Here is a 12,470-nt window from a genome sequence, read left to right on the forward strand (position 1 = left end):
ATGGTTGCGGGCGGTCCTGGCTAACTCCCTGCCCCGCGACCTGCTGCGGGACAAGGAAATCGTTCTTTACAAACGCATCACAGGGATTAGTAGATGGCTTTACCCGACGAATCTTTCAGGTTGGCTTTCCACGAGTCCTGCACCAGTTTCACGACCGACGCTGGCATTGGAACGTAGTCCAGTTCAACAGCAGCTGGGCCGCCGTTTTTGTAAGCCCAGTCGAAAAATTTCAGTACTTCCTTGGCTTTGGCTGCATCAGGTTGTACTTTGTGCATCAGAATGAACGACACACCGGTGATCGGCCAGCTGTTTTTGCCAGCCTGGTCGGTCAGCACCACGCCGAAGCCTGGGGTTTGTGCCCAAGGAGCCGAAGCTGCTGCGGCCTTGAAGTTGTCGTCGTCAGGCTGCAGGAAGTTGCCGTCCTTGTTTTGCAGCTGGGTGTGCGACATTTTGTTTTTCTTGGCGTAAGCCCACTCGACGTAGCCGATCGAACCCTTGATACGCTGGACGTTTGCTGCCACGCCTTCGTTACCTTTACCGCCCACGCCAACCACCCATTTCACAGCCGAACCGGCGCCGATCTTCGATTTGAATTCCGGATTGGTTTTCGACAGGAAGTCGGTGAACAGGAACGAGGTGCCCGAACCGTCAGCGCGGTGAACCACGGTGATTTCGGTGTCTGGCAGTTTCACGCCGGTGTTCAGTGCGGCGATTTCCGGCGCGCTCCATTTGGTGATCTTGCCCAGATAGATGTCGGCAACGACTTTACCGGTCATTTTCAGCTGGCCTGGGGTCACGCCGTCGAGGTTGACGATGGTGACCACGCCGCCCATGATGGCCGGGAACTGCATCAGGCCGGCTTCGTCCAGCTCTTCTGCTTTCAACGGCATGTCGGAGGCGCCGAATTCGACGGTCTTGGCCTTGATTTGCTTGATCCCTGCGCCCGAACCGACGGACTGATAGTTCAGGCCGTTGCCGGTGTTGGCTTTGTAAGTTTCAGCCCATTTGGCATAGATCGGGTACGGGAACGTTGCGCCAGCACCTGTCATATCTGCCGCCATGACGGAAGCGGAAGAAAATGCCATCGCTGCCGAAGCACCCACGACGATAAATTTGAACATTTGCTTCATTTGCATATCAAGTCCTCAGGGTTGTTAGGGCAGTAAGCCCCGGTTGAATGCTGCGCAGTCTAGCAAGCGAATGTGACAGCTTTATGACATGACCGGAAAATCTTGAAATAATCCCCTACGCCCCGGGAATCGCTATTTTGAGTAACCAAAAATGACAAGCCGCCAGGCCATTTATGACAGCCTTTGTCATGCTTGTGTCATATTTCATCATTACACTCACAGCGCGTCACATTGATGGAAATACGTCTAGAATTAACTATCTGCAAAGACAAAAGAATATGAAACCTGAACTGCATATGGAAGTGACGAAATCGGCCACCCTGCTCGACCGCGAGCTGTCGCAACTGATGTTTAACCGCCGCGTGATGGCGCAAGCCGAAGACCCGGGCATACCGTTGCTTGAGCGCTTGCGCTACCTGTGCATCGTCAGCAGTAATATGGATGAGTTCTTTGAAGTGCGCGTAGCCAGCCTGCTGGCGGCCGGCAGCGCCGGCGGCTCGATGGCCGGCCACCCTGCGCTGATCGCGCATCTGGAGCGCGTCGGCAAGGAATGCCATGCGCTGGTCGAGCGCCAGTACGAGATACTCAATAATGACGTCCTGCCCGCCCTGCGCGACGCCGGCGTGCATCTGCTGCGCGACCATGACCGCAATGATGCGCAGCGCGCCTGGGTCAAGGAGTATTTCGAGCGCGAAGTGCGCCCGCTGCTCACCCCGATCGGCCTCGACCCGGCCCACCCGTTCCCGCAGGTGGTCAACAAGAGCCTCAATTTCATCGTCTCGCTCAACGGCAAGGATGCGTTTGGCCGCGGCACCGCAATTGCCATCGTCAAGGCGCCGCGCGTCTTGCCGCGCGTGATCAAGCTGCCTGACGAGATTTCCGACGGCGTGTCGTTCTGCCTGCTGTCCTCGGTCATCCACGCGCATATCTCGGACCTGTTTGCCGGGCGCGAAGTGATTGCCTACTCACAGTTCCGCGTAACCCGCGACAGCGATCTGTGGGTCGACGAGGACGAAGTGAAAAACCTGCGCCAGGCGCTCAAGGGCGAGCTGGCCGGCCGCCAGTTCGGCACCTCGGTACGCCTGGAAGTGGCGCGCAACTGCCCGCCAGAACTGTCGCAGTTCCTGCTCGACCAGTTCAGCCTCGACCAGAGCCGTCTGTACCGTGTCAACGGCCCGGTCAACCTGGTGCGCCTGTCGGAAATGATCGACCATGTGAAGCAGCCGGCGCTGCGCTTTGCCCCGTTCGTGCCGGGCCAGGCCAACAAGGCGGTCGGCACCGATATTTTCACCGCGCTCAAGAAGCACGACGTGCTGCTGCACCATCCTTTTCAGTCATTCCAGACGGTGATCGATTTTATCCGCGCCGCCGCCTACGACCCGAGCGTGGTGGCGATCAAGCAGACGATCTACCGCACCGGCATGAATTCGGACCTGATGGAGTCCTTGATTGCCGCCGCCCGCCAGGGCAAGGAAGTGACCGTGATCGTCGAACTGATGGCGCGCTTCGATGAAGAAGCCAATATCAACTGGGCCGACAAGCTCGAACAGGCCGGCGCACAGGTGGTCTACGGTGTAGTGGGCCTGAAAACCCACGCCAAGGTGGCGCTGGTGATACGCCGCGAAGAAGGCGCGCTGCGCTTCTACGCCCATCTGGGCACCGGCAACTACCATCCGACCACCACCAAGCTGTATACCGACTTCGGCCTGCTGACGGCCAACCAGGACCTGGCGGTGGAAGTCAACGAAGTATTCATCCATCTGACCAGCCTGACCAAGCCGCATAACCTGAACCACCTGTGGCTGGCGCCGTTCGGCCTGCAAAGCGAGATCATCAAGGCGATCCGCAACGAAGCCAAGATCGCCCGCGCCGGGCGTCGCGGCCGCATTATCGTCAAGGTCAATGCGCTGGTCGATGAATCGGTCATCCGCGCGCTGTATGCGGCCTCGTGCGACGGCGTGAAGATCGACCTGATCGTGCGCGGCGCCTGCACCCTGAAACCGGGCGTGCCCGGCCTGTCGGAAAACATCAAGGTGCGTTCGGTGATCGGGCGCTTCCTCGAACACAGCCGCATTTATTATTTCCGCAACGACCTGGCGCACGATGTCTACCTGGCCAGCGCCGACTGGATGAGCCGCAACCTGTTCAGGCGCGTCGAAGTAGCCTTCCCGATCTTTGATCGTGCTCTCAAGCGACGCGTGATTGCCGAAGGCCTCAACCCGTATTTGAAGGATAATACTAATGCGTGGGAGCTTGAGCCGAGCGGCAATTACGCGCGCCGCAAGCCACGCGCCAAGCAGGCCCTGTTCAGCGCCCAGCAATACCTGATGCAGACGCTGGGTACGCCGGCGCCGGAGGTCAGCGAATAAGCGAACCAGCGTTCGACACAAAGGAGCAGCAATGGATCTTATCTTGTGGCGTCATGCCGAAGCGGAAGCCGGTACGCCGGACCTCGAACGCGCCCTGACCGCCAAGGGCCAGAAACAGGCGCGGCGCATGGGCGAGTGGCTCAATGCGCAGCTGTCCGACAATTGCCGCATCCTCGTCAGCCCGGCCGTGCGCACCTTGCAAACGGCCGAGGCGCTGGGGCGCAAGTTCAAACTGATGCCGGAACTGGCACCCGGCGCCGAAGCGCAGGACATCCTGACAGCAGCGAACTGGCCCGGCAACAAGGAAACCGTGCTGATAGTCGGCCACCAGCCTACGCTGGGCCAGGCCGCCGCGCTGCTGCTGACCGGTGAAGTGCAGGACTGGGAAATGCGCAAGGCCAGCGCCTGGTGGTTTTCCCAGCGCGAACCGGGCGACGCGCTGAGCGTCTACCTGAAGGCGGTGATGGCGCATGATCTGGTGGTGAAATGATGTTACCGTAGGTCGGATTAGGCCGCAGGCCGTAATCCGACAACACCGCTGACGCCAACAATGTTGTCGGATTACGCGGGGCTTTGCCCCGCTAATCCGACCTACTCCGACCTACCTCCCTGTATCAGACGTGGTAGGGCTTATCGGCATTGAAAACCGCAAGCGATCTGCTAGAGTGAAATGGCAACAACCCTGGTATCCCGGTAACCTAGCGGACAGCCGTCCAACGGCGGCTGAAGGATCATGTCAACCTTGCTTGTCTTGCTCTTTATGGCCATCTTTGCCGCCATCATCGGCTTTATTGCCTTTGAACTGGTGCAGGAAATGCGTGGCAGCAGCCACAAACTGGTGGACCGCTACCACGAATAGCGCTCTGTCGTCACTGATGGCGCCAGCGACGGGTGACGTACCCGCCTCTCGCGCCATTGACGTTTTTACAGTCCCGTCTTGAACTTGGTATAAATCCGCGTCATCAGGCGACGGATATCGGGCGTGATCGCTTCCGGTGCGGCCATGCGTTGCTTGTCGGCATCCGACAGGAAGATCGCCTTGTTCTCGGCAATATCCTTGCGTACATATTTCAGGCTGGGCGTGTTCGGGTTGGCGTAGAACACCTTGTTGGTCAGGCTGGCATGCACTTGCGGACGCAGAATATAGTTGATGAACAGGTGCGCATTGTTCGGATGCGGCGCGTCGGCCGGAATGGCCATGGTGTCGAACATCAGCGCGGCCGATTTCGGCACCAGCACCTGGATCACATTGCCGTTCTTGGCGTCAAGCGCGCGCTGGCGCGCAATATTGATGTCGCCCGACCAGCCCAGCGCCACGCAGATCGAGCCGTTGGCCATGTCGTTGATATACCCTGACGAGCTGAACAGCGTCACGCTCGGGCGAATCGCTTGCAGCACCTTGCCCGCTTCCTGGTAGTCGGCGGCCGATTTGGAATACGCCGGCTTGTTCAGATATTGCAATGCCGCCGGCAGCACTTCGGACGGCGAGTCGAGGAACGAGACGCCGCACGATTTCAGTTTCGATACATACTTTGGATCGAAAATCAGTTCCCAGGCATTGTCCGGCATCGGCATGGTACCGAGCGCCGCCTTGACCTTGTTGACGTTGATGCCGACGGTGGTATAACCCCACAGCCAGTCAACCAGGTAGTCATTGTTCGGATCGATCTTGGCCAGCTTGGACTGCAGGTTGGCGTCAAGGTTGCCGAGGTTGTTGAGCTTGCTCTTGTCGAGCTTGCGCAGCAGGCCCGCGTCGATCTGCAGCCGCGCCCACTGGGCGGTCGGCACCACGATGTCATAGCCCGACTTGCCGGCCACCAGTTTCGCATTGAGGATTTCGTTATTGTCGAAAACGTCGTAGCGCACCTTGATGCCGGTTTCCTTCTCAAAATTCTTGATCGTCTCGTCGCCGATGTAATCGGACCAGTTGTAGATATTGAGGACTTTTTCCTCCTGCGCATGCGCGGGCAGCGCCAGCACGGCCGCCGCCAAACTCATTCCAAGTACGATGCGTCGTCCTGCCTGCCATTTGCTTGCCATATCCCAACCTCCAGAGTCATCAGAAAATAGTGCCGATCATAACAAACAGGGCGCAATCAGGTCTAGCTGATTGCGCCCTTATTCACTGACCCAGCCCCGATCTACGCGGGATCAGGCCTTGTCGAGTTGCACTGCCTCCGAAAACACCAGCCCGCCATTGTTCGCGTCGACACGAATCTCATCCTTCGGTCCAAACTTGCCCTGGAGGATAAGCTTGGACAGCGGATTTTCAATCTGCTGCTGGATTGCACGCTTCAAAGGCCGCGCACCGAACACCGGATCGTAGCCTGCTTCGGCGATCTTCTGCAGCGCGGCGTCGGTCAGCGACAGCTGCATGTCCATCGCAGCGAGGCGCTGTTCCAGGATTTTGAGCTGGATCTTGGCAATCGCGCCGATGTTCTTCTCGTCAAGGCCATGGAACACCACGATCTCGTCGATACGGTTAATGAACTCGGGGCGGAAATGCCCGCGCACCTCGGCCATCACGGCCAGCTTGACCACGCCCGGATCATCGCTTTCCATCGCCTGGATTTTATGCGAACCCAGGTTCGAGGTCATGATGATGACGGTATTCTTGAAGTCCACCGTACGCCCCTGCCCATCGGTCATGCGGCCATCATCGAGCACCTGCAGCAGCACATTGAACACATCAGGGTGGGCTTTTTCCACCTCGTCGAGCAGGATCACGCTGTACGGCTTGCGGCGTACCGCCTCGGTCAGATAGCCGCCTTCGTCGTAGCCCACATAGCCGGGCGGCGCGCCGATCAGGCGGGCCACCGAATGCTTCTCCATGAATTCGCTCATGTCGATGCGGATCATCGATTCTTCCGTGTCGAACAGGAAGCCGGCCAGCGCCTTGCTCAGTTCGGTCTTGCCGACCCCCGTTGGCCCCAGGAACATGAACGAGCCGTACGGACGGTTCGGGTCGGACAGGCCGGCGCGCGAACGGCGGATCGCGTCCGACACGGCCGTGATCGCTTCATCCTGGCCCACCACGCGCTCGTGCAGTTTTTCTTCGATATGCAGCAGCTTGTCGCGCTCGCCTTGCATCATGCGCGAGACGGGAATACCGGTGGCGCGCGAGACCACCTCGGCAATCTCTTCGGCGCCCACTTCGGTGCGCAGCAACTTGGGCGCGTCCGGGTTCAGCTTGGGCACGCTGCTGTCGGCATGCTTCAGTTGCGCTTCGAGTTCGGGCAGCTTGCCGTACTGCAGTTCGGACACGCGCTGCCAGTTGCTCTCGCGCGTAGCCTGCTCCATCTGCAGTTTGATCTGCTCGATTTCTTCCTTGATGTGGGTGCTGCCCTGCACCACGGCTTTTTCCGCCTTCAGGATTTCTTCGTAATCATTGTATTCACGCTGCAGCTTGACGATTTCCTCGTCGATCAGGCTAAGGCGACGCAGCGACGCTTCGTCTTTTTCCTTCTTGACGGCTTCCTTCTCGATTTTCAGCTGGATCAGGCGCCGCTCGAGGCGGTCCATCACCTCCGGCTTGGAATCGATCTCGATCTTGATCTTGGCGGCCGCTTCGTCGATCAGGTCAATCGCCTTGTCGGGCAGGAAGCGGTCGGTAATATAGCGGTGCGACAATTCAGCGGCTGCAATAATGGCCGCGTCGGTAATTTCCACCTTGTGATGCAGCGCGTATTTGTCCTGCAGGCCGCGCAGGATGGCAATCGTGGCTTCCACGGTCGGCTCGTCCACCAGCACTTTCTGGAAGCGGCGTTCGAGCGCGGCGTCTTTTTCGATATATTTGCGGTACTCGTCGAGCGTGGTGGCGCCCACGCAGTGGAGCTCGCCGCGTGCCAGTGCAGGTTTCAGCATATTGCCAGCGTCCATCGCGCCTTCGGCCTTACCGGCACCGACCATGGTGTGCATCTCGTCGATAAAGACGATGGTCTGGCCTTCATCCATGGCCAGTTCTTTCAGTACCGACTTCAAGCGCTCCTCGAATTCGCCGCGGAACTTGGCGCCGGCCAGCAAGGCGGCCATATCGAGCGACAGTACGCGCTTACCCTTGAGCGACTCGGGCACCTCGCCATTGACGATGCGCTGCGCCAGTCCTTCGACAATCGCGGTCTTGCCCACGCCAGGTTCGCCGATCAGCACCGGATTGTTCTTGCTGCGGCGCTGCAAAATCTGGATGGCGCGGCGGATTTCATCGTCGCGGCCGATCACCGGGTCGAGCTTGCCCTTGCGGGCGCGCTCGGTCAGGTCCAGCGTGTATTTCTTCAGCGCCTCGCGCTGGCCTTCGGCCTCTTGAGAATCGACCTTGTTGCCGCCGCGCACGGCCTCGATGGCCGAGCTCAGCGATTTGCGCGACAAGCCATTTTCACGCGCCAGCTGGCCTGCATCGGATTTGTCTTCGGTCATTGCCAGCAACACCATTTCACTGGAAATGAACTGGTCGCCGGCCTTTTGCGCTTCCTTGTCAGCGAGATTCAGCAGGCCGGCAAATTCACGGCTGATCTGCACATCGCCGCCGGTGCCCGATACTTTGGGCAGGCGTTCGAGCGAGGCCGTCAGGGCCTTGGACAGGCCGCCGACATTGACGCCAGCGCGTTGCAGCAGCGAACGGGCGCCGCCGTCGTCCTGGTTCAACAGAGCCGTCAGCAGATGCACCGGTTCGATATAGGGATTGTCGTTGCCGACGGCCAGACTTTGCGCGTCGGCCAGGGCTTCTTGCAGCTTGGTAGTGAGTTTATCTTGTCGCATGAAAAGTGCTCCCGGATTAATTAGTTGAGAACCAAATTGGGGTGAGCCGGTACTTTTCAAGCATACATAATGTGAGGAAATGCTGCCGCAGAGCTGCTGCGCTATCCGATCACTCGCAGGCGCTAACCATGTTGTCGGATTACGGCCCGAAGGGCCTAATCCGACCTACGGCCGTGCCGGGGTTTTCCACTTGTCGAGTGCAGCTTCGTCGGTTACGCGCGCATCGACCCAGCGCGCGCCTTGCGGCGTGCTTTCCTTCTTCCAGAACGGCGCTTCGGTCTTGAGGTAGTCGATAATGAATTCGCAGGCGGCAAAGGCCTCGCCACGGTGGCCAGACGACACCGCGACCAGCACGATCTGCTCCTGCGGCAGCAACGGCCCCACGCGGTGGATCACCAGTGCGCCGGCCAGCGGCCAGCGCTGTTTCGCCTGATCAACAATGGCCTCGATGGATTTTTCCGTCATGCCCGGATAATGCTCAAGCTCCATGGCCGCCACGTCGAGCCCCTCGTTCATGTCGCGCACCGTGCCGACAAAACCGACCACCGCGCCGACCTTGGGGTCGTGCGCGCGCAGCGCCGCCAGTTCGGTCGAGAGATCAAAATCGCCGTGCTGGATACGTACGCTGGCTGCCGGATTCATGCCGCACCACCGATGCGGCGCAGCAAGGCGTCGATACGGCTGGCCGTGCGCGTATCGGTCAGCGCGGCAATCGCGCACAGGGCGATCAGCTGGTCCAGCTGCGACAGCGGCTTCTGGCCCGATTTCAACGACGACTGCAGCACTTCGACCTGCATTTTCAAGCGCTCGCGGGCAAATTCGGCGCCGCTGTCGATGCCGGCCATAATTTCCAGGCGCAACACTTCTTCCAGCAGTTTTGCCACATTGCCCTGCAGCTTAGCGACATAGGCTGTGCGGCCATCGCCGGCAGCCTGTTTCGCTGCAGCAAAGCGCTGCTGCAGCTGGCGCTCGAACTGCGCTTCCAGCGGCGGCAAAGCAGCCCAGCGTGCCGTCCAGTCCTGTACATCGATTTCTTGCGCATCGCCAGCCAGCGCCGCTTCGAGCGCCTGCGCCAGGCGCAGCTTGTCGCGCAAGGCATTAGCCTGGGCTGCGCCAGCCTGCTTTGCAATCGCTTCGGCCTGCGCCTGCAGGCCAGCCACGGCAGCCTGGTAGCGCTGCTCGATCTTCGCTTCGCTGGCGCGCGGCACCGGGCCGCTGGCGTTCCAGGCGGCGCGCGTGTCACGCAGCAACTGGTTAATGGCGGCAATACGCGCCTTGTCATCGCCGTCGGCAATGACCGCCGTTTCCAGCGCACTGCACAGCGCCTCGCGCGCATGCAGGTGCTCGCGCCGCTCATGGTCGGCCGCATGCGCGGTTTCCTTGCGCTTGGCAAAGATATCATCGCAGGCGGCGCGGAAACGCTGCCACAACGCCTGTTCTGCGCGCCGTTCCAGCGGCAGCGCCTTGGCCAGTTCCTGCCATTTGTCCTGCAGCGCGCGCAGCATGTCGACCGTATTGCGCTCGGTCGGCTTCAACAGGCCCACTTCGACGATCAATTGCTCGCGACGCGCCGTCTCGATTTGGCGCTGGGTTTCCAGCGGCTTGGACAAGGCGTCGAGCGCGGCGTTGAATTGGCTGTCGAGGCGTTTCTTTTCCTTGCGGTCTATGGTGCCCAGGCGCATCCAGGCCTGGCGCAGGCGCTGCGCATGCGAGGCCACCTGCTTCCAGTCGGTACTGTCCTGCGCCGCCAGCGTAGCGGCCTCGTCAATCAGTTCCTGTGCCTTGCCGGCATTGCCCTGGCGCTCTTCGGCCAGCTGTTTGAAATGCTGGGCGGCCGGCGCATAGGCGGTGCTGCAGGCGGCGTCGAAGCGTTCCCACAGCGATTTTGGCGCCGAACCGGACAGGGTGTCGAGCGACTTCCAGCGCTCGCGCAGGCTGCCCACCTTGCGCGCCAATTCGCTCATCGGCAACTGCTGCGCCGGCAACTCTTCGGCGGCCTTGACCAGCTCTTCGCGCGAGACATTGCCGCCCCAGCGCGCCCAGTCCGCCAGGCGCTTGAATTCGGCGCGCACATGGGCCAGGCGGTCGGCTTGCGCTGGCGTCAGGCGGCCGTGCTTGCTGTCGCGCAGCGTCTTGTCATGCTCGGACGCGAGATGCAGCAGCCCTTCCTGCAAGGCCGCTTCCATGCCGTCGAGCGCCTTGAAAAACTGTTCGCTGTCCGCTTTCGAGACCGGCTCGGCTGCCGGACGCGGCTTGCGCGGCGCTGCCTCCACCGGCACTGGCACAGCTTCAGCCACGACCGGCGCCGGCGCGGTCGCCAGCAGCGCAGCAAACTGCTGCTGCAGGCTGTCCGACAGCGTCGATTCAGGCAAGCGCGGCAGGGCCTGCCAGGCGCGCCTGAGCGCGGCAACGTCAAGCGTGGCGGCGTCCTGCGCCTGCCATTCGGCCAGTGCGCCCTGGCGCGCATCGAAAACGGCCTGGTGCTGCTGCAAGGCGTCCAGCGCCGTTTGCGCAACGCTGCGCGCTGCAGCAAAGTCAGCGAGCAGATGTTTGGGCAGCGACGCGCGTTCCGGCGAAACGAGGTGACTCGCATGCCCGGCATCAAGTTGCTCGAGCGCCTGCGCCAGTTGCTGCGCCGACTGGCCGCCCGCGGCCAGGGCGCGTGCAGCAGCGACCGCATCGATGACCGCGCGCTGCAGCGCAACCTGCGCTTCGAGGCGCGCGCCGAGCGCGGCGCGGGTGCCGGCAAAACTGTCGGCCAGTTCCGGCGTAACCTTGATAACCTGCCATTGACGGTCCAGTTCCACCACCTGATTGGGGCTGAGATTGTCCTCGCCCAGCAGGCGCTGCGCGGTCGCAATGGCCGCTTCCGCGCGCTGCGCTTCGGCCGCCTGGTGGCGCAACAGGTCGATGCGTCCCTGCATCAGCTTGGCCACGCGGCGATCCGTATTGCGCATGGCCTGATGGACTTTTTCCAGCAGCGCCAGGCTGTGGACATGTTCGGCCGCGATCAGGCGGGCTTCGGCAAACTCACTGGCAATCAGGAAATCGACGGCGGCCAGCTCATCGCCAGCGACAGCGTGGGCGCGCGCGACCTGCTCGGCGCGGCGCGTGGCGCTCTGCGCGGTGGCGGCAGCCTGCTCCGTCACGACAGGGGCCGGTTCGGAAGACTTGCTGGCAGAACGCTTGAAAAGAAAATCGAACATGACGGGTTTCGCGTGGATCAAAACCAACATCATAACAAAGCCGGCAAGATTGCATCATCGAGCAATTTTAAAATTAACAATCAAGCAAGCCGACAAACAGATAAATAAATACATTAAAGGCAATATCGTCGGTGCAAGCTCAGGCCTGGCGTTTTGCCGGCGCCGGCATCAACGTAGCAAGCGGCGCACCGTCTGCCGGCAAAACGAAGGGCAACACCTTGGCGCCTGCGCGGCGGTTCTCGCGCGCCTGCGCATCCTGCGCCAGCAGCTGGTGAGCAATCGCAAACCAGGCGTCGCCGGCGATTACCTGGCGCGCCAGTGCAAACAGCTCGCGCTCTTCCTTTTCCAGGCGCGCCATCAGGGCGGCGCAAAAGCTGTCGATGGCGGCGCTCAGGGCTGCCGGTTGCTGCATGGCGCTGCCAAGGCTGGTCAGCACGCGCTGTTGCACCATGTTCACGCTGTCGAGCGCGGCAAGGTTCAAGCTGTTCAGCTCGGCCAGCAAGCGGTCAGCCTGCGGCGCCGCCTGGCGAACGGCAGGAATCAGGTACTGATCGATCTTGCGCCAGTAGCCGTTCTGGTAAAAATGGCTGAGCCATTCGCCGGCAAACTGCAGCTGCACCAGGCTCAGCTGTTGCTGATGGCGCAGCTGCAGCTGCATGTATTTCTGAAACGACAGCAGGCTGACGCGCACGCTGGCCTGCTCCACCGACAAGGACACCAAACTATACGTTGCAGTCAGCATGCACTCACTCCTTCGATTGCGCCGGTCACGCAAAGTAAAAAACACGAGTGTAAGCAGTGCCGGCGTGCGCCGGTTTGATCCCGCGCAAACGCGCATCGGGCGGTAATACCGCTAAATTAAGAGGGCCGTAGGTCGGATTAGCCGGAACGGCGTAATCCGACAACATTGTTGGCGGGTGTAGGATTGTCGGATTACGCCTGGCTGCGCCAGGCAACATTGTTGGCGGCGGTGAGATTGTCGGATTACGCCTGGCTGCGCCAGGCTAATC

The 12,470-nt window shown here is 60.9% G+C and carries 9 protein-coding genes; 3 read left to right on the top strand and 6 right to left on the bottom strand.

Annotation, left to right across the window (positions count from 1 at the left end; all coding sequences use genetic code 11):
• Positions 1-86: 86 nt before the first annotated feature.
• Positions 87-1,121, bottom strand: coding sequence for a phosphate ABC transporter substrate-binding protein PstS (gene pstS, locus GCM43_RS11390; protein WP_413770949.1), 1,035 nt, complete (start codon positions 1,119-1,121; stop codon positions 87-89).
• A gap of 287 nt (positions 1,122-1,408) precedes the next feature.
• On the opposite strand from pstS, the gene ppk1 reads away from it, so the two are divergent.
• From ppk1 to GCM43_RS26395, 3 genes are all read left to right on the top strand, one after another.
• Complete coding sequence (ppk1, locus tag GCM43_RS11395) at positions 1,409-3,499, top strand: polyphosphate kinase 1 (RefSeq protein WP_152244304.1); 2,091 nt, start codon at positions 1,409-1,411, stop codon at positions 3,497-3,499.
• A gap of 31 nt (positions 3,500-3,530) precedes the next feature.
• The gene (gene sixA, locus GCM43_RS11400) at positions 3,531-3,989 is read left to right on the top strand and encodes a phosphohistidine phosphatase SixA (protein WP_152244306.1); all 459 of its coding nucleotides are present in this window, start codon (positions 3,531-3,533) and stop codon (positions 3,987-3,989) included.
• Between the two features lie 243 nt (positions 3,990-4,232).
• Positions 4,233-4,358, top strand: a complete 126-nt coding sequence (locus tag GCM43_RS26395) for a hypothetical protein (protein ID WP_264372655.1) — start codon at positions 4,233-4,235, stop codon at positions 4,356-4,358.
• A 65-nt stretch (positions 4,359-4,423) separates the two neighbouring features.
• Here the strand turns inward: GCM43_RS26395 and GCM43_RS11405 are convergent, their stop codons facing one another.
• The 5 genes from GCM43_RS11405 to GCM43_RS11425 form a co-directional block, all read right to left on the bottom strand.
• Positions 4,424-5,539 (bottom strand): polyamine ABC transporter substrate-binding protein, encoded by a 1,116-nt coding sequence (locus GCM43_RS11405; RefSeq protein ID WP_152244308.1) that lies wholly within the window; start codon positions 5,537-5,539, stop codon positions 4,424-4,426.
• 111 nt (positions 5,540-5,650) lie between these two features.
• A complete protein-coding gene (clpB, locus tag GCM43_RS11410) occupies positions 5,651-8,254 on the bottom strand; it encodes an ATP-dependent chaperone ClpB (RefSeq protein WP_152244310.1) in 2,604 nt (867 codons plus the stop codon).
• 165 nt (positions 8,255-8,419) lie between these two features.
• Positions 8,420-8,896 carry a molybdopterin synthase catalytic subunit MoaE gene (gene moaE / locus GCM43_RS11415; protein ID WP_152244312.1) on the bottom strand — a complete coding sequence of 159 codons (477 nt, stop codon included), beginning with the start codon at positions 8,894-8,896 and terminating at the stop codon, positions 8,420-8,422.
• Positions 8,893-11,460: a DUF349 domain-containing protein gene (locus GCM43_RS11420; protein WP_152244314.1), complete on the bottom strand. Its 2,568-nt coding sequence runs from the start codon at positions 11,458-11,460 to the stop codon at positions 8,893-8,895. The genes moaE and GCM43_RS11420 overlap by 4 nt, the downstream gene beginning before the upstream one ends.
• Positions 11,461-11,599: 139 nt before the next feature.
• A complete protein-coding gene (locus GCM43_RS11425) occupies positions 11,600-12,202 on the bottom strand; it encodes a hypothetical protein (RefSeq protein WP_152244316.1) in 603 nt (200 codons plus the stop codon).
• Positions 12,203-12,470: the final 268 nt, after the last annotated feature.

Origin of the sequence: Janthinobacterium aquaticum, from assembly GCF_009208565.1 — a bacterium.
Taxonomy (GTDB): Bacteria; Pseudomonadota; Gammaproteobacteria; order Burkholderiales; family Burkholderiaceae_D; genus Janthinobacterium.

Coding starts and splice junctions, on each gene's coding strand:
- pstS (WP_413770949.1), bottom strand. CDS start 1,121: ATGTTCAAATTTATCGTCGTGGGTGCTTCGGCAGCGATGGCATTTTCT.
- ppk1 (WP_152244304.1), top strand. CDS start 1,409: ATGAAACCTGAACTGCATATGGAAGTGACGAAATCGGCCACCCTGCTC.
- sixA (WP_152244306.1), top strand. CDS start 3,531: ATGGATCTTATCTTGTGGCGTCATGCCGAAGCGGAAGCCGGTACGCCG.
- GCM43_RS26395 (WP_264372655.1), top strand. CDS start 4,233: ATGTCAACCTTGCTTGTCTTGCTCTTTATGGCCATCTTTGCCGCCATC.
- GCM43_RS11405 (WP_152244308.1), bottom strand. CDS start 5,539: ATGGCAAGCAAATGGCAGGCAGGACGACGCATCGTACTTGGAATGAGT.
- clpB (WP_152244310.1), bottom strand. CDS start 8,254: ATGCGACAAGATAAACTCACTACCAAGCTGCAAGAAGCCCTGGCCGAC.
- moaE (WP_152244312.1), bottom strand. CDS start 8,896: ATGAATCCGGCAGCCAGCGTACGTATCCAGCACGGCGATTTTGATCTC.
- GCM43_RS11420 (WP_152244314.1), bottom strand. CDS start 11,460: ATGTTCGATTTTCTTTTCAAGCGTTCTGCCAGCAAGTCTTCCGAACCG.
- GCM43_RS11425 (WP_152244316.1), bottom strand. CDS start 12,202: ATGCTGACTGCAACGTATAGTTTGGTGTCCTTGTCGGTGGAGCAGGCC.